The sequence below is a fragment of the Microbacterium alkaliflavum genome, from assembly GCF_044325405.1.
Classification (GTDB): domain Bacteria; phylum Actinomycetota; class Actinomycetes; order Actinomycetales; family Microbacteriaceae; genus Microbacterium; species Microbacterium alkaliflavum.
The window spans coordinates 1-16,529 of sequence record NZ_JBIQWL010000011.1 but is presented as its reverse complement, the minus strand read 5'-3'; the positions used below and the strand labels follow the sequence as shown (position 1 = coordinate 16,529).

Below are 16,529 nucleotides of genomic sequence, written 5' to 3'. Positions count from 1 at the left end.
AGATCCCCTGCCTCGCGGGCGGCTTGACGGCGGATGGTTCACAGACAAAACTATCGAGGGCAGCATCCCCGACGACGGAGTCCCCACATGCGCATCGTGCTCATCGACGACCGCCGCTCCTTCGCGCTGCCCGCGCGATGACCGAGCTCGACGCCGCGCGGCTCTCGGCCCTCGTCTCGCCGCTGCGCCGCACGCTGCTCGGCGCCGCCCGTGCCGCAGAGCGCCTCCCGGACATCCCCGATGCGCAGGTCGAGGTGATCCGCGCCCTTCCTCGCGGCGCGGCGCACTCGCCCGGCGAGCTCGCGGCGCTGCTCGGGCTCAGTCGCTCCGCCGTCAGCAACCTCCTCGCGGCGATGGAGAAGCGCGGCCTCGTCACACGACGCGCGAAGACCGGCGACCGCCGACAGGTCGAGGTCGTCGCGACGCCGACGGCACATGGCCTCTTCGACCGCTTCGACGCCGCGAGCGTCGCGCTCGTCGGCGCCGCGGCGGCCGACCTCGATCCCGCCGACCGCGACGTGCTCGCGGCCGCGATCCCCGCCCTCGAGCGGCTGCGCGACGCGCTCGCGGCACGGCGCCGCCCGGAGACATCCCCCATCCCTGATCACGCAACGGAGACGGAATGACGACACTGCGGCAGCGCCTCACCCGCACGCTCGACGCACGCGTGCGCAAGGGCGCAGAGCTCGGGCCCTACGACTGCGTCGTCGAACGCGATCTGCGCGTGCCGATGGATGACGGCGTCGAACTGCTCGGCGACCTGTACCGGCCCGTCGGCGCCGACGGCAGCCTGCCCACGATCCTCATCCGCGGGCCGTACGGGCGACGCGGGCTCTACGGCGGCACCGCGCGTGTCCTTGCGTACGAGGGCTTCATAGTGTTCTTCCAGAGCTCGCGCGGCACGTGGGGCTCGGGCGGCTCGTTCACGCCGAACATCGACGAGCAGCGCGACGGCATCGCGACGCACCGCTGGGTGCGCGATCAGCCCTGGTTCACGGGCAGGCTCGCGACGTACGGGGAGAGCTACATGGGCTACACGCAGTGGGCGGTGGCGGGCCGCCTGCAGCGGGAGGATCCCGACAACGCGCCCGAGGCGCTCGTGCTGCAGATCACGATGCCCGACTTCGGCGCGATGACGTGGGACAACGGCGCCTACTCGCTGCGCAACGCGCTCGGCTGGAGCCGAATGATGGACCGCATGGGGCGCGGCGGTCCCGCATTGCTCGGGATGCTGCTCCCCGACCCGAAGCTCACGAAGGCCTTCGACGTGCTGCCCTTGGGGCGCGGCGACAGCGCCGTGACGGGGCATCCGATCCACTGGTACCAGGACTGGGTCGCGCACGAATCGCTCGCCGACGAGTACTGGACGCAGCAGTCGCACACCGCCTCGGTGCCCGACGTGACGGCGCCCGTGCTCATGGTGACGGGGTGGTACGACATCTTCCTGCCGTGGCAGCTGCGCAACTACGCGACGCTCGTCGAGGCGGGCAACCCGCCTCGACTCACGATCGGACCATGGGGTCACGTCACCCGCAGCAAGGCCCCCGTCGCACATCGCGATACCGTCGGATTCCTCAAGGAGTCCTTCGCCGGCGAGCCGTGGGACCGTGCGACGCCGGTGCGCGCCTACGAGACGGGGGCCGAGGAGTGGCACGACCTGGATGTGTGGCCGCCATCCGGCGCGGGGGCCGAGGACTGGTTCCTGCACGAGGGCGGGGGAGTGTCGAGGGATGCCGCGACCGGCGACCTCACGCGCTACACGTACGATCCGGATTCGCCGACGCCGTCCGTGGGCGGGCCCAGCCTGCAGCCCGACACCGACCCTCACGACAACGCGGAGCACGAGAAGCGCACCGACGTCGTCGTCTTCCGGTCGGAGCCGCTCGCCGAGCCGCTCGACCTCGCGGGTGAACCCGTCGCGCGGCTGCGCTTCCGCTCATCGGCGCCGAGCTACGACGTGTTCGTGCGCCTCACCGACGTGCACCCCGACGGGCGGTCGGTGACGGTGTGCGACGGCATCCGGCGCATCGGGTCGATCGGCACTCTCGCAACGGATCCCGCGCCCGACGCCGAGGGTTTCCGCGAAGCCGAGGTGCACCTGTGGCCGACCTTCCACCGGTTCCAGCCCGGCCATCGCGTCGGCATCCAGGTGAGCTCGGGTGCGCATCCGCGCTACGCGCGCAACCCCGGGACGGGCGAGCCGGCGTTCGGGGCGTCCGACACGGTCGTCGCGCACCAGGAGATCTCCCACGCAGGCACCGCCGCGTCGCGGATCGAGCTGCCGGTGTGGACGCGATGAGCGCCGTGCAGCCGCCCGTGCCAGGGCTCGAGCCCGCGTTCGAGGTCGCGGTGCGCCTCGGCCCGCTGGAGGACCACGGCGTCACGCGCAGCGGGCACCGCCGGGTCGTGCCGATCCTCGGCGGAACCGTCCGGGGGGCGTTCGACGGTGAGATCCTCCCCGGCGGGGCCGACTGGCAGCTCGTGCGCGCCGACGGGTCGATCGAGATCGACGGCCGGTACACCGCCCGGGCCGCCGACGGCTCATACGTGTACCTCCACGCCGTCGGGGTGCGCAGCGGATCGCCCGAAGTGCTCGAAGCGCTGCTGCGCGGCGAAGCGGTCGACCCTGCGGACTACTACTTCCGCACCGTCGTGACGATCGAGTCGTCGGCGCATCCGGAGTTCGAGCAGTCGCTGTACGTCGCCGCGTGCATCCGCGACGCCGACGCCGTCCGCTACACGGCCTACCGCGTGACGTGAGGCCGCTGTGCAAGAAAAACCTCCACATGGAGGTTTTTCTTGCATAGACTTCCGGCATGAGCGAGAAGCCTGCCGCGAACGCCCGTGGTCCGTATGCCAAGGGCGTCGCGCGCCGGCAGGAGATCCTCGACCGCGCGATCGAGGTGTTCGCCGAGCGCGGCTCCGACCGCACGAGCCTGCGCGCGATCGCGCAGGAGGTCGGCGTCACCCACGCCGCGCTGACGCACTACTTCGGCTCGCTCGAGGAGCTGCTCGTCGAGGTGTACCGCGAGTCCGAGCGCCGCGGCGACCGCCTGCCCGTGCCGCCCGGCGAGACGCCGCTCGACATGGTGAAGCACTGGGCCGAGTCCAACCGGCAGGTCGCAGGTCTCGTGCAGCTCTACTCGACGCTCGTCGCGGCGGCGCTGGAGGAGGGGCATCCCGCAGCCCGCGACTTCGCCACGGAGCGCTTCGCGCGCGTGCGCAACGACCTCGCCGAGCGGGTCGTGCGCAATCAGCAGGATGGCCGCCTCCGCGCCGACGTCGACCCGCACGCCGTCGCGGCCCTCGTCATCGCGGCCTCCGACGGCCTGCAGACGCAGTGGCTCCTCGACCCCGATGCGCCGCAGGATGCCGCTCTCTCCCTCCTCGAAACGCTTCTGGCCGCTCCGCAGCCCGACGCGCGATAGGGTGCGGTCACGATGACCCCACACGAAGGAGCCACGTGACGGACGCACCTCGGTCGAGGCCGCCCAGCATGGTCGACGTCGCCCGCGAGGCGGGCGTCGGCCAGGTGACGGTGAGCCGCGTGCTCAACGGCTCCGACAAGGTGCGGCCCGAGACGCGCAAGCGGGTTCTCGAGGTGATCGAGCGCCTTGGCTACCGTCGAAACGACCTCGCCCGCGCGCTCAAGAGCGGCCGCTCGCTCACGATCGGCGTGATCATCGCCGGCTCCGAGCTGTTCGAGCTGCCGCGCGTGCTGCGAGGCGTCGAGGAGGCCGCCCAGGCCGCCGGCTACTGGGTCACCCTCGCCAGCTGGCAGGGCGGCACGCAGGAGCAGTTCGCGTCCGCGGTCGACCGCCTCACCAACCAGGCCGTCGAGGGAGTCGCGATCATCGCCGACAGGCCGGTCGCCGCGGTGGAGCTGGAGCGCATGGTCACGCGTGTGCCCGTGAGCGTCGTGATGTCCGGTGATGTCGCCAATCCCGCCATCGGCTCGGTCGAGCTCGACCAGGAGCTCGGCGCACGCCTTGCGACGCGCCATCTGCTCGAGCTCGGGCACCACGACATCGTCCACCTCACCGGGCGCCTCGACGTCTTCGACGCCCGCGCGCGGCTGGCGGGGTGGCGCGCCGAGATGGCGGATGCCGGATCCACCGCGCCCCGGTGGTACGAGGGCGACTTCACGGCGGCGAGCGGCTATCGGCTCGCGTCGCAGCTGGCCGACGAGACCGCGCTGCCGACGGCGTTGTTCGTCGGAAACGATCAGATGGCGATGGGGGTGCTCGCCGCGTTCGCAGAGCGGGGCATCCGGGTTCCCGACGACGTGTCACTCGTAGGGTTCGACGACATCTCCGGCTCGGAGTACCTCGTGCCCGCCCTCACGACCGTTCGCCAGGACTTCGTGACGCTCGGGCGGACCTCCATCGAGATCCTGTTGTCGATGATCGGCGGCGCCGCGGGGCACCATCACCTCATCCCGCCGACGCTCGTCGTGCGGCGAAGCTCGGGGTCCCCCGCTTCTGCCGTGGCGGTCCCGTAGCGCACGTCGCGGATGACGGCCGGCTCATCGCGGTCGTCGCCGAGGTTCGAGAACCCGAGCAGGACTCCCACGAAGCCGCCGGCGTCCTCCGTGCTGAGCAATCGCGCGGCCAGTTGCGCCGTCCAGCGGATTGCGCCGTCGCGGCGCGCGCCGAAGCGGTAGCGGCGACCGTCCGTCTCGACGAGGAGCCGTTCGCTCTCGTGACCGGCCGCCGTGCCGAGCACGATCGGCGCACCGTCTGCCCACAGCACAGTCTCGATCCGGCTCGATCCGTCTTCGTTGCGCAGGAGCGTGTGCGCGACGAAGCGGTCCTGGTGCTGGAACGCGACCAGAGCGCGAGCGCGCCCGCCGCCTCGTGGGGTGTCGATCGTCCCCTCGAGGACGGCGTCGTGCCGGTCCTGGCGCAGTCCCACGAAGGACATGCGCCCGCGTTCAGAGAGTGGATGCGGTCCTGCGCTCAGGGTGAGGTCGTCGCCGGCCCACGAATGCGCGGGCAGATCGCGCACGCCGACCCAGTCCCGCTCCTCGGAGACTCCTGCGCCGTCGATCGGGCCGAGGCGGCCCAGCCCCGCCGCGAACACCGGGCGGTGGTCGTCCCAATCGACCGGGACGACGAAGGTCTCGCGCCCGAGCACGTGGCATCCGTCCAGGAGGCGCACACCCAGCGCGACCGCCAGCGTGCGGCCGTCCGCGGTGTCGACGAGGTCGACGTGACCCACGTTCTGCACGGGATGGTGCGGACTCAGGTGGCGATGGGTGAGGAGCGGACTGCGCGGATCCGTCGAATACGGCCCGGTCACCGCATCGGCGTAGGCGGCCGTCACGGCGTGATTGCGCTCCGTGCCGCCCTCTGCCGCGATCAGCACGTACCGGCCGTCCCGTCGGTAGAGGTGAGGCGCCTCGACCCACTGGCCGGCCAGTGCCCCATGCCAGAGCACATACTCGGGGCCGACGAGGCGCAGCGCGGCGACATCGAGCTCGCGCATCCAGAGCTCTCCTGGCCCCGTCGCGTGCACGCTCACCGCGTCGCGCGCGGCGGTGAACCAGCAGCGGCCGTCGTCGTCGAAGAAGAGCGACGGATCGATTCCATGTGCGTCGAGTGGCACCGGCGCCGACCAGGGACCGGCCGCGTCCGTCGCGGTGCACACGTAGGTACACGCGGCGCGACGCTCGACGGCCACGGTGAACACGACGTAGAACGTGCCGTCGTGATGCCGGATCGTGGGCGCCCAGACCCCGTCCGAGACGTCGAGCCCGTCGAGCCCGATCGCCGACGCGTCGGTAAGCACATGCCCGACCAGCTCCCACGCGACCAGGTCGATGCTGCGATGCACGGGCAGACCCGGGACGTAGGTGAAAGTCGAGGTCACCAGATAGAAATGCTCGCCGACGCGGCAGACGCTCGGATCGGGATGGCATCCCGCGAGTACGGGATGGGCGGGGACGTCCACGGGTGCTCCTCGAAATTTGTTGTCGTTAACCACTTGACGGATGGAAACGTTACCATCATCATGGTCACAACCCAATGCAGGCACCGGATGCCGCATCCCAACGTCGAAGGAGATGTCCATGAACCCACAGGAACCGCGCGCCAGACGCTCCCGTCGTGCCCGCAGCCTCGCCGCCGTCGCAGGTTCGGCTGTCGCTCTGCTGGCGCTCGCCGGGTGCTCCGGGGGCACATCGGGGACCGGCGGGGAGGACGTCACCCTGAACTTCTGGACCTACACGCTCAAGGGCTCGAATCCGGCAGCGCAGGAGATCATCAAGAAGTACGAGTCGGAGCATCCGAACGTCAAGATCAAGCTCTCCGAGGTCGGCGGAACGCCCGAGACGGCGTCGAAACTCCTCGCGGCCGATCGTGCCGACGAAGTGCCGGACGTCGTGCAGATCGAGTACCGGGCCCTGCCCGCCCTCGTCGTGGCCGGCGTCGTGCGCGACATCACCGACGACGTGAAGGACGTGCGCAAGGACGTCGAAGACAACGTGTGGGACCTCAACAGCCTCGACGGACGCGTCTACGGGGTTCCGCAGGACATCGGGCCCATGATGCTCACCTACCGCGCCGACCTCTTCGAGCAGTATGGCGTGAAGCCGCCCACGACGTGGGACGAGTACGCGCAGGCGGCCGCCACGATCCACGCGGCCGATCCGTCCGTGTACATCGCGAGCTTCTCCGCCTCGCAGCTGGAGTTCTTCGCGGCGCATGCGGCGCAGGCGGGCTCGCAGTGGTGGAGCGTCGACGGCGACAAATGGAAGGTCGGCATCGCCGACGACGCCTCGCTCGAGACCGCCGACTACTGGCAGGACCTCGTCGATCGCGACCTGCTGACAGTCGAGCCGCTGCTGACGCCGGAATGGAACGCCAAGGTCAACCAGGGCAAGATCCTCAGCTGGGCGGCCGCGGCCTGGGCGCCGAGCGTCATCTATTCGGTGGCGCCGGACACCGCCGGCAAGTGGGCGTCCATCCCGCTGCCGCAGTGGAACGCCGGTGATCCCTCCGTGCCGTTCCTCGGCGGATCGACGTACCTCATCCCCGAGAAGTCCAAGCACGCGAAGGAGGCTGCGGAGTTCGCCTCGTGGCTCGGAGCGTCGCCCGAGGGGTCGAAGCTGCTCCTCACCCTCGACATCTATCCCGGGGGCAACGGCGGACGCGAAGCGACGCTCACGAGCGACCCGCCCCAGCTCATGCCGCAGCAGACCGACTTCTACCAGACGGCGGATGCCATCATCGACAACACCACGATCGCCCAGACGTGGGGTCCGAACGTGAACGTCGCGCAGACGGCGTTCGGAGACGCGCTCAACGAGGCCGCGCTGAACAAGACCTCGTTCCGCGACGTCTACATCGCGACGCAGGACGCCGTGGTCGCAGACCTCGAGAAGTCCGGCTACACGGTCGAGAAATGAGCACGCAGACCGACTCGGGGGAGGGCGTGATGACCCTCCCCCGGGAGACCCCGCTCCACACGCGTCCCGTGGCGCCGGCGTCGACCGGACGCCGCCGGCGCCCGCGGGGCCGGCTCGCCCCCTGGGTCTTCGTCGCCCCCGCTATCGCCTTCTTCGTCGCGTTCCTGCTGATCCCCATCGTCTACGCGATCTTCCTGAGCTTTCGCGGCTTCCGAGTCGAGGGCGGCGCATTCGGACGGCGGGTCGAGGGCTTCGTCGGCTTCGACAACTACCTCTCGGCCCTCACGAACGAGGAGTTCGTGGCCGGCATCGGACGTTCGCTCATCTACGGCGCGATCGCGATCCCCACCGTGCTCGGGTTCGCTCTGCTGTTCGCGCTGCTGCTCGACGCGCCGAGGACGCGGCTCAAGGGCTTCTCGCGCACCGCGATCTTCCTCCCGTACGCCGTCCCCGGCGTCATCGCGAGCCTGCTGTGGGGATTCCTCTACCTGCCCAGCACGAGTCCGGCATCGGCGATCTCCACGGCGCTCGGGGGAGACGCCGTGCCGTTCTTCACCACCCCCTGGCTCTACTTCTCGCTCGCGAACATCGCGCTGTGGGCCGGGGTCGGATTCAACATGATCATCATCTACACGTCGCTGCGCGGCATCCCGACCGAGATCTACGAGGCGGCCCGCATCGACGGTGCGAGCGAATGGACGATCGCGTGGCGGATCAAGATGCCGCTCGTGACACCGGCCCTCGTGCTCACGGGACTGTTCTCCGTCATCGGCACCATCCAGCTCTACAGCGAGCCCGCGACCCTGCGACCCCTCACCTCGACGATCTCGTCCACTTGGGTGCCGCTCATGCAGATCTACCAGGAGGCATTCGTGAACGACAATCTCGGCGGGGCGGCCGCGGCATCCGTCGTCCTCGCGGTCGGCACCCTCGTGATCTCGCTCGTGATCCTCCGCTTCTTCCAGCGCCGCACGTTCGGGGGCGAGTCATGACCACGATGACCGCGAACCGCACGCTGCGCCTCGATTCGCGTGAGCAATCTCGACGCGGGAGCCGCCGCCGCGGCATGTCGCCCCTTGCGACGCTCGTGCTCGCGGTGGGCGCCGTGTACTGCCTTGTCCCCGTCGTGTGGGTGCTCATCGCCTCGTCGAAGTCGCCTCGTGAGCTCTTCACGACCTTCTCGTTCGCGCCCGGCACGGGGTTGTGGGACAACCTCGCCGCGATCAGCTCGTACGGCGGCGGGCAGTTCTGGCTCTGGGGGCTCAACAGCCTGCTCTACGCGGGCGTGGGTGCTCTCCTGTCCACTCTCGTCTCGGCGCTCGCCGGCTATGGACTGGCGAAGTTCCAGTTCCGGGGTAGGGAAGTGCTGTTCGGCTTCATCCTCGCCGGAGTGCTCGTCCCCGGCATCGTGCTGGCGATCCCGCAATATCTGCTGCTGGCCCAGCTCGGCCTCGCGGGCACGTACTGGTCGGTGCTGCTGCCGTGCATCATCAACCCGTTCGGCATCTTCCTGTGCCGCGTCTTCGCCCAGGCGGCGGTGCCGACCGAGACGCTCGAGGCGGCGAGGATCGACGGGGCCGGGGAGTACCGCATCTTCGGCACGATCGTGCTGCCGATGATGACGGCGGGCCTCGTGACGGTGTTCCTGCTGCAGTTCGTCGGCATCTGGAACAACTTCCTGCTGCCGTTCATCATGCTGTCCGATCAGGACCTCTACCCCCTCACGCTCGGGCTCTATTCGTTCCTCGCAAAGGGAGCGGGCGACAGCGACGTGTATCCGCTGATCCTCATCGGATCCGCGCTGTCGATCGTGCCGCTCATGCTCTTGGTGATGTTCCTCCAGCGGTTCTGGCGCGCCGATCTCCTGGCCGGCGGCCTGAAGGGGTGACCTCCCGCGGCGGGTCCGCGGTGCGTGAAGGGTGACGCGGCCGGTTTGGCCGGTCGCGGCATCCGGTTCTACAGTGTAGGTAAGGCTTGCCTCACTTTGGGGGCGATCGCTCCCGAGTGCCTCACTCCCCGAACCTCGCAGAACCGGACACGCCTGTGCTCGCCACCTTCCTCATCGGCCTTCGCGAAGGCCTCGAAGCGGCCCTCGTCGTCGGGATCCTCATCGCGTACGTCACGCGACTCGGGCGCCGCGACGTGCTGCCCCGGCTGTGGGCGGGCGTCGGCCTCGCCGTCGGCCTCGCGCTCGTGATCGGCGCGATCCTCACGTTCGGCGCCTACAGCCTCACGTTCGAGGCGCAGGAGCTGCTCGGCGGCATCCTGTCCATCGTCACCGTCGCGATGGTGACCTGGATGATCTTCTGGATGCAGCGCACGGCCCGCACGCTCAAGCGCAGCCTCGAGAGCGACGTCGCGCGTGCCCTCGCGGCGGGCGGGATGTGGGCGATCGTCGCGATCGGCTTCGTCTCGGTCGCCCGTGAAGGCGTCGAGACGACGCTGCTGCTGTGGTCGATGGTGCAGTCGTTCGGCGACGCGCCTGCGGCCCTGCTCGGAGCTCTCCTGGGTCTTGCGGCCGCCGTCGTGCTCGGCTGGCTTCTGGCACGCGGGATGCTGCGCCTCGACCTGCGCCGCTTCTTCACGTGGACGGGCGCGTTCCTCATCGTCGTCGCGGCGGGCGTCCTCGCGTACGGCGTGCACGACCTCCAGGAGGCGGGCGCGCTGCCGGGGCCCTTCACGGCTGCCGCGCCGATCGACCCGGCCACGGGCGCCGTGCTCGTCGGATGGGCGGCGTTCCCGTTCGGCTGGGCGTTCGACGTCAGCGGCGCGATTCCTCCGGGCAGCGCCCTGGCGACCGTGCTGCAGGCGACCATCGGCTTCATGCCGCAGATGTCGTGGCTGCAGGTGATCGCCTGGGTGCTCTACGTCGCCCTCGTCGGCGGCTTGTGGGCGCGCCGCCAGTTCCGCCCCAGCCCCTCGCCCTCGCCGGCGGAGGCGAAGCCGGAAGCAGCGCCCGCCGCCGAAAGCCCCCGTGCACCCTCGGCCGTGGCATCCGTCCGTCCCCTTTCGATCGCTCCCCAGCAAGGAGAAGCATGACCTCGCACCGCCTCGTCGGAGCCCTCGCCCTCGGCGTCGTCGGCACCCTCGCCCTCGCCGGCTGCGTCGCCAAGGCCGACGCCGCCGCGTCCGCCGGGCTCACCGTCATCTCGACCGCCGACGGCTGCGACGTGTCGTCCGCGACGGCGACGAGCGGCACGCTCTCGTTCGAGGTCGCCAACAGCGGCGACGACGTGACGGAGTTCTACCTGCTCGCCGACGATGGACTGCGCATCGTCGGGGAGGCGGAGAACATCGCCCCGGGCGCGAAGCGCACCCTCACCGTCGTGGCGCAGCCGGGCGACTACTACACGCTCTGCAAGCCGGGCATGGTCGGCGAGGGCGTCGGCAAGGCCGCGTTCACCGTCACGGGCGACGCCGTCGCCGTGCACGGCGAGGACGCCGAGCAGAAGCAGCAGGCGGTCGACCTCTACGCCGCGTTCGTCAAGGACCAGGTCGGGCAGCTCGTGCCGGCCGTCCAGGCGCTCGTCACGGCGTACGAGTCGGGCGACGACGCGAGCGCGCAGGCGCAGTTCCCGCAGGTACGCGCGTACTACGAGCGCATCGAGCCCGTCGCCGAGGCACTCGGCGACCTCGACCCGCGCATCGACTACCGCGAGGTCGACGCCGTCGCGGAGGGCCTGGACTGGACGGGCTTCCACCGCCTGGAGAAGGACCTCTGGGTTCCCGCGCAGGACGCGCTCAACGCCGACGGCGAGACGCCCGCCTGGCAGGACTGGGCTCCCTCGACGCCTGCCGAGCGCGCGTCGTACGGCGACCAGCTGATCGCCGACGTGCAGGAGCTCTACGACTACGTCCATTCCGACGACTTCCAGAAGAACCTCGACGCCCAGGGCATCGGCGGCATCTCGAACGGTGCGATCGCCCTGCTCGACGAGGTCGCGACCGGCAAGATCACGGGTGAGGAGGACTGGTGGTCGCACACCGACCTGTACGACTTCGCCGCCAACGTCGAAGGCTCGAAGATGGCGTTCTCGCTCGTGCAGGACTTCGCGACGAGCCAGGGCGACAAGGGTGCGTCGCTCGTGACGCAGATCGAGTCGGGCTACAGCGACCTCGAGGCCGCGCTCGCGACGTACGGCTCGCTGCCCCTCGGATTCGTGCCGTACACCGACCTCACGGAAGCCGACAAGCGCCAGCTGACGGACCTCATCAACGCGCTCGCCGAGCCGCTGTCGCAGCTGACGGCCACCGTGCTGGAGTGACGTGACGGAGCAGCTTTCGCACGACCCCGGCCCGGCGGCAGATCGTGCCGCCGGGCCTTCGGGCGTCTCACGGCGCGGCCTTCTGGGCCTCGCGATCGGCGCCGCAGGCGCGGCGGGTCTCGCGATCGGCGCGAGCGCCGGGTCTGCCGCGAGCATCGCGGCCCGGGCGGCGGAACGGGATGCCGCGGCATCCCCCTACGAGTACTTCGGCACCCACCAGGCGGGCATCACGACCCCCGTGCAGGACCACCTGCACTTCGCGTCGTTCGACATGATGGCGCGCACCGACGCCGCCGACCTGCAGTCGCTGCTCAAGGACTGGTCGTACGCGGCGTCGCGCATGACGCAGGGCCTCGACGTGAGCGCGACGGGCGCCGTCGGCGGATCGCCCGAGGCGCCGCCCGACGACACCGGCGAGGCGCTCGGCCTCGCGGCGAGCGGCCTCACGATCACGTTCGGCTTCGGTCCCACGCTGTTCGAGGCGGACGGCGTGGATCGGTTCGGCATCGCGGCGCTTCGCCCTGCGGGCCTCGAGAAGCTGCCGCCCTTCCTCGGCGACGACCTCGACCCCGACAAGTCCGGCGGAGACCTGTGCATCCAGGCGTGCGCCGACGATCCGCAGGTCGCCGTGCACGCGATCCGCAACCTCAGCCGCATCGCGTTCGGCCGCGCGAAGCTGCGGTGGTCGCAGCTCGGCTTCGGTCGCACGTCGCGCACGACCGCCGATCAGCAGACGCCGCGCAACCTCTTCGGATTCAAGGACGGCACGGCGAACATCCTCGCCGACGACGCCGGTGCGCTCGACGAGCACGTCTGGGTCGCGGCATCCGATCAGCCCGCCTGGATGGCCGGCGGCTCGTATCTCGTCGCCCGCAAGATCGCGATGCTCATCGAGACGTGGGATCGCGTGCGCCTCAGCGAGCAGGAGACGATCGTCGGGCGCACGAAGGGCACGGGGGCGCCGCTGTCGGGCGGGCGCGAGACCACCGATCCCGATTTCACGGCGAAGGATGCCGCGGGCGCGCCCGCAATCCCCGTGACGAGCCACGTGCGCCTGGCCCACCCCGACTTCAACGACGGCACCCGGATCCTGCGCCGCGGCTACAACTTCGTCGACGGCAACAACGACCTCGGGCGGCTCGACGCCGGGCTGTTCTTCCTTTCGTTCCAGCGCAGCCCCGCCCAGTTCACGACCCTGCAGAAGAAGCTCTCGACCGACGCGATGCGCGAGTACATCAAACATGTCGGCTCGGGCGTGTGGGCCGTCCCGCCCGGCGCCGCGAAGGGCTCGTACGTCGGCGCCGGCCTCTTCGCCTGACCCAACGTCCGCCCCCTTTCGCGTCGACGTCGTACGTCCTCGCCGAGGGCACACGTCGTTCTCGCGAAGAACGTGCGCAGTCGGCGAGTTCGTACGAGCTCGACGACGACCAAGCGACGGGATGCCGACACCCCCGCCCGACCACGCCGGCGACCCGATCGAATAGCCTGGTCACGTGCCCGATCCGACTCCGGCGCGCGCCGGACGTGCGCGCATCAGCGACGTCGCGGCCGCGGCGGGCGTCTCCGTCACGACGGTCTCGCATGCGCTGAGCGGCGCGCGCACCGTCAACCCTCAGACACGCGAGCGGATCCTCGAGATCGCGGCTGCGCTCGGGTACGCGCCCGACCGGATCGCGAGCGGCCTCCGGCGCAAGCGCACAGGCGTCATCGGCTTCCTCGGAGACCACGTCGCGACCACGCCGTTCGCCGGCCGGATGATCGCCGGCGCCCGCGACGCGGGGCTCGAGCACGACGTCCTGCTGCTCGTCGCCGAGTCGGAGGGCGACGAAGCCGTCGAGCAGGCGCTCGTGGACCGCTTCGTGGCGCAGCGCGTCGACGGCCTCCTCATCGCCCGGATGTACCACCAGCGGGTCAAGCGCCCGACGGCGCCCGCAGACCTCCCGATCGTGCTCCTCGACGCCGCGCCGGAACGCGGCTGGAAGGTCGACGCCGTCGTGCCCGACGAGGCGCAGATCACCCGGCTCGCGTGCGAGGCCGTGCTCGCGGCGGGGCACCGGGCGATCGCCTACGCCGACACCCTCGATCGATCGCGCGCCGCGCGCGGCCGGCACCTCGGCGTGCGCGCGGCCCTCGGCGACGCCGGGGTGCAGCTCGGCGCCGATCGCATCGCGGCGGCGGAATCCGACGCCCGGGGCGGGCGTGCCGCGGGTGCCGCGCTCCTCGATCGCGCCGATCGCCCAACGGCCGTCATCTGCTTCAACGACCGGATCGCGATGGGTGTCATGCAGGCGGCGGCGCGTCTCGGGCTCTCCGTTCCGCGCGATGTCTCGGTCGTCGGCATCGACGACCTCCGCCCCGTCGCCGACGGGCTCGATCCGGGCCTCACGACGGCGGCGCTCCCGCACGCCGAGATGGGCGACTGGGCCATGACCCGGCTCATCGCCCGCGTCGGCAAGACCGAGCCGGCGCCGCCCCGCCTGCACCTCATGCCGGGCTGGCTCGTCGAGCGGGGCTCCGTGGCCCCGCCCGCCGCCTGATCCGCGTCAGTCCGCGCGCCGCTCGACCGGCGCCACCCGCAGGGGAGCGACGGATGCCCCATCGAGGCGCTTAGCGCCGCCGCTCGCCTCGACGCGCAGGCCCTTCGTGCCCGCGGCCGAGCCCGAGACCATGCTCAGCGCCGCGCCGTCGCCGGTGAAGACCTCGATCGAGGCGACGTCGACGACGACATCGAGACGGATGCGACCGTCCCGAGCATCGACGGGCGCGGTGCGCACGACGCGATAGGCGTCGGGCATCCGATCGGCGATGGCGTCGGCATCCCGGGCCACGAAGACCTGGCGGCGCTCGGAGTCGTAGCCGACCGTCGCGAACGCGCCGTCGCCGCGGGGGATCCGCACGCGCAGCTCGCCGGCGTCGGCGGAGTCGACCGCGACGTCGAGCCGCAGGCGGTAGGCGTCCGACGGCGGCTGCGGCAGGTCGACGGCCTCGCCCGCCGCGAGAGTCGTCGCATCGAGCTTCTCGGCGCGACCCTCCAATCCGCGCAGGGCGTCCACGGGCGCGGATTCGAGCGTTGCGCGGCCGTCGCGTTCGACGAGCCGGATCGTGCGCACGATGCTGTCGGTGCCGCCGCTCCAGTCTTCCCCCGGCACGTCACCCGCGTACGCCCAATTGTTGAGCCAGCCGATGCCGTAGCGCGTCGTGAGGCGCTCCGCCTCGGTCTGACGCGGGTCGTCCCACGTGACGGCGGCGTAGTAGTCGGCGCCGCGGTCGAGCCACTGATGCCCGGGATCGTCGGGGGTGAAGGTCTCGCCGTCCCAGTCTCCCGTCCAGTACACGGTGCCCGTCGTCATGCCCTCGTCCGCGCCGTTCGCGCCGGCGGCGAGCACCCAGCGCACGCGGGAGGGGTCGCCGTCGACGGCCATCGGGAACAGGTCGGGGCACTCGAGCACGCCGAGGCCCTGCGTCGTGAAGCCCGACCGGTAGGTCCAGTCTTTGAGGTTCGGTGAGGTGTAGAACCCGATCTTGCTGCCCTCCGCGAGCGCCATGATCCAGCGCTCGTGCGCGTCGTCCCAGACGAGCCGCGGATCGCGGAAGTCCCGCACACCGGGGTTCTCGATCACGGGGTTCCCTTCGTACGGCTCGAACCGATAACCGCCGTCGCGCGAGACGAAGAGCGACTGGCGCTGCACGCCGTCGTCCTGCTGGGTCACCATGGCGACGACGGCGTCGCGGCCGAACCCTGCCGTGTTCTCGTGGTCGACGACGGCGGTGCCGGTCCAGATGTCGCCGAGGCCGTTGGTGTACTTGTCGATCGCGACGCCCTCGTCTGTCCAGTGCACGAGGTCGGTCGAGGTCGCGTGGTACCACGCCGTGCCGTTCCCGTCGGGGTGGTCGGCGTTGTAGAGGTAGTAGTAGTGCCACACGCCGTTCAGCAGGAACGGGCGCTGCGGGTCGTTCATCCAGTGCCGCGCAGGCGTGAGGTGCGCCGCCGGGCGGGCCGGGTCTCCGCCGCTCGGTCGCTCGAAGGGTGAGACGGGCGTTGGGGACGGGGATGCCTCGCGCGTCGCGGGCTGCCGGAAGACGGCGATCCCCACTCCGACGAGCAGCGCGACGAGGGTCAGCGCCGCAGCGATTCCGATCCAGACCCGGCGTGCGGTCGTTCGGTCGTTGTCCTGCATGGTTCTCCTCGGTGGCGTGAAGTGGGATGGCACGAACGGATGCCCCGGCACAGGAATGTGCCGGGGCATCCTGGTGAGGGTCAGCCGCCGTACTGAGCGAGCAGCTTCTCGATGAGTGCCTTGGTGGCAGCCGGCACGGGGTTGCCGGCGAGGTAGTCGTCGAGTTTGGTGCCGACGGCCGCGCGGACCTTCTGCGCCGCGTCGTTTGACACGCTCGCGCCGTATTTGCCGGTGGTGAACAGGGCGCGGTTGGCGGGGATGTCGGCCCAGCCGCCGAGGCCGCCGTTGCCGTAGGAGTAGTCCACGGCGGTGGAGGCGGGGTCGCCGCCCACGCCGATGTTCATCTTCACGGTGGGGGCGAGGGTGCCGCCGCGGATGAAGTCGTCGTGGGTGCCGATGGTGTCGATGAAGGACTGCACGAGGCCGCCGGGCATGACGTAGTGCGAGTATGCCTGGAAGTGGCCGGGGTGCTGGTTGTAGTCGGGTGCGAACGGCTGCCCGCCCCAGAAGTTCAGGTTCGTGGGGTTGCCCAGGGCGAGGCCGGAGCCGCTGTTGAGCGGCTGGAAGTCGCTGCGGATGCCGTTGCCGACGAAGCCGTACACGCCCTCGGGTCCGTCCAGGCCTGCCGCGAAGGTGCTGCGGTGGCTGATGGTGAACAGGTAGTACTTGCCGTCCTTG

The 16,529-nt window shown here is 70.7% G+C and carries 15 protein-coding genes; 12 read left to right on the top strand and 3 right to left on the bottom strand.

Going from position 1 to position 16,529, the window contains the following annotated elements:
* The first annotated feature begins 137 nt into the window (after positions 1-137).
* Genes ACH3VR_RS19860 through ACH3VR_RS19840 form a run of 5 tightly spaced genes read left to right on the top strand, consistent with a single transcriptional unit; the run spans position 138 to position 4,501 of the window.
* Positions 138-626 (top strand): MarR family winged helix-turn-helix transcriptional regulator, encoded by a 489-nt coding sequence (locus ACH3VR_RS19860; protein WP_397558063.1) that lies wholly within the window; start codon positions 138-140, stop codon positions 624-626.
* A complete protein-coding gene (locus tag ACH3VR_RS19855) occupies positions 623-2,299 on the top strand; it encodes a CocE/NonD family hydrolase (protein ID WP_397558062.1) in 1,677 nt (558 codons plus the stop codon). Before ACH3VR_RS19860 ends, ACH3VR_RS19855 begins: the two co-directional genes overlap by 4 nt.
* Positions 2,296-2,760, top strand: a complete 465-nt coding sequence (locus ACH3VR_RS19850) for a DUF3237 domain-containing protein (protein WP_397558061.1) — start codon at positions 2,296-2,298, stop codon at positions 2,758-2,760. Before ACH3VR_RS19855 ends, ACH3VR_RS19850 begins: the two co-directional genes overlap by 4 nt.
* Before the next feature lie 56 nt (positions 2,761-2,816).
* Positions 2,817-3,428, top strand: a complete 612-nt coding sequence (locus tag ACH3VR_RS19845; RefSeq protein WP_397558060.1) for a TetR/AcrR family transcriptional regulator — start codon at positions 2,817-2,819, stop codon at positions 3,426-3,428.
* A 35-nt stretch (positions 3,429-3,463) separates the two neighbouring features.
* Positions 3,464-4,501 (top strand): LacI family DNA-binding transcriptional regulator, encoded by a 1,038-nt coding sequence (locus ACH3VR_RS19840; RefSeq protein WP_397558059.1) that lies wholly within the window; start codon positions 3,464-3,466, stop codon positions 4,499-4,501.
* Here the strand turns inward: ACH3VR_RS19840 and ACH3VR_RS19835 are convergent.
* Positions 4,429-5,952 carry a glycoside hydrolase family 43 protein gene (locus tag ACH3VR_RS19835; protein WP_397558058.1) on the bottom strand — a complete coding sequence of 508 codons (1,524 nt, stop codon included), beginning with the start codon at positions 5,950-5,952 and terminating at the stop codon, positions 4,429-4,431. The two genes, ACH3VR_RS19840 and ACH3VR_RS19835, sit on opposite strands and share 73 nt — an antisense overlap.
* A 118-nt stretch (positions 5,953-6,070) precedes the next feature.
* On the opposite strand from ACH3VR_RS19835, the gene ACH3VR_RS19830 reads away from it, so the two are divergent.
* From ACH3VR_RS19830 to ACH3VR_RS19800, 7 genes are all read left to right on the top strand, one after another.
* Complete coding sequence (locus tag ACH3VR_RS19830) at positions 6,071-7,408, top strand: ABC transporter substrate-binding protein (protein ID WP_397558057.1); 1,338 nt, start codon at positions 6,071-6,073, stop codon at positions 7,406-7,408.
* A 29-nt stretch (positions 7,409-7,437) separates the two neighbouring features.
* On the top strand, positions 7,438-8,400 hold the full coding sequence (locus ACH3VR_RS19825; RefSeq protein WP_397558158.1) for a carbohydrate ABC transporter permease: 963 nt from the start codon (positions 7,438-7,440) through the stop codon (positions 8,398-8,400).
* Positions 8,397-9,296: a carbohydrate ABC transporter permease gene (locus ACH3VR_RS19820; RefSeq protein ID WP_397558056.1), complete on the top strand. Its 900-nt coding sequence runs from the start codon at positions 8,397-8,399 to the stop codon at positions 9,294-9,296. The genes ACH3VR_RS19825 and ACH3VR_RS19820 overlap by 4 nt, the downstream gene beginning before the upstream one ends.
* 155 nt (positions 9,297-9,451) lie before the next feature.
* Complete coding sequence (gene efeU, locus ACH3VR_RS19815; RefSeq protein WP_397558157.1) at positions 9,452-10,447, top strand: iron uptake transporter permease EfeU; 996 nt, start codon at positions 9,452-9,454, stop codon at positions 10,445-10,447.
* Entirely contained in the window at positions 10,444-11,673 is a 1,230-nt protein-coding gene (efeO, locus tag ACH3VR_RS19810; protein ID WP_397558055.1) for an iron uptake system protein EfeO, read from the top strand. Before efeU ends, efeO begins: the two co-directional genes overlap by 4 nt.
* 1 nt (position 11,674) lies before the next feature.
* The gene (gene efeB, locus ACH3VR_RS19805) at positions 11,675-12,991 is read left to right on the top strand and encodes an iron uptake transporter deferrochelatase/peroxidase subunit (protein WP_397558054.1); all 1,317 of its coding nucleotides are present in this window, start codon (positions 11,675-11,677) and stop codon (positions 12,989-12,991) included.
* Between the two features lie 175 nt (positions 12,992-13,166).
* On the top strand, positions 13,167-14,210 hold the full coding sequence (locus ACH3VR_RS19800; protein WP_397558053.1) for a LacI family DNA-binding transcriptional regulator: 1,044 nt from the start codon (positions 13,167-13,169) through the stop codon (positions 14,208-14,210).
* Between the two features lie 6 nt (positions 14,211-14,216).
* Here the strand turns inward: ACH3VR_RS19800 and ACH3VR_RS19795 are convergent, their stop codons facing one another.
* A complete protein-coding gene (locus tag ACH3VR_RS19795) occupies positions 14,217-15,851 on the bottom strand; it encodes a GH32 C-terminal domain-containing protein (protein ID WP_397558052.1) in 1,635 nt (544 codons plus the stop codon).
* Between the two features lie 80 nt (positions 15,852-15,931).
* The coding region (locus ACH3VR_RS19790; RefSeq protein ID WP_397558051.1) for a glycoside hydrolase family 68 protein at positions 15,932-16,529 on the bottom strand (598 nt) is incomplete at its 5' end.

Bases quoted from the DNA above. Each gene is read 5' to 3' on its own strand.
- ACH3VR_RS19830 (WP_397558057.1), top strand. From the start codon at position 6,071: ATGAACCCACAGGAACCGCGCGCCAGACGCTCCCGTCGTGCCCGCAGC.
- ACH3VR_RS19860 (WP_397558063.1), top strand. From the start codon at position 138: ATGACCGAGCTCGACGCCGCGCGGCTCTCGGCCCTCGTCTCGCCGCTG.
- ACH3VR_RS19795 (WP_397558052.1), bottom strand. From the start codon at position 15,851: ATGCAGGACAACGACCGAACGACCGCACGCCGGGTCTGGATCGGAATC.
- ACH3VR_RS19825 (WP_397558158.1), top strand. From the start codon at position 7,438: ATGACCCTCCCCCGGGAGACCCCGCTCCACACGCGTCCCGTGGCGCCG.
- efeO (WP_397558055.1), top strand. From the start codon at position 10,444: ATGACCTCGCACCGCCTCGTCGGAGCCCTCGCCCTCGGCGTCGTCGGC.
- ACH3VR_RS19845 (WP_397558060.1), top strand. From the start codon at position 2,817: ATGAGCGAGAAGCCTGCCGCGAACGCCCGTGGTCCGTATGCCAAGGGC.
- ACH3VR_RS19850 (WP_397558061.1), top strand. From the start codon at position 2,296: ATGAGCGCCGTGCAGCCGCCCGTGCCAGGGCTCGAGCCCGCGTTCGAG.
- ACH3VR_RS19855 (WP_397558062.1), top strand. From the start codon at position 623: ATGACGACACTGCGGCAGCGCCTCACCCGCACGCTCGACGCACGCGTG.
- ACH3VR_RS19820 (WP_397558056.1), top strand. From the start codon at position 8,397: ATGACCACGATGACCGCGAACCGCACGCTGCGCCTCGATTCGCGTGAG.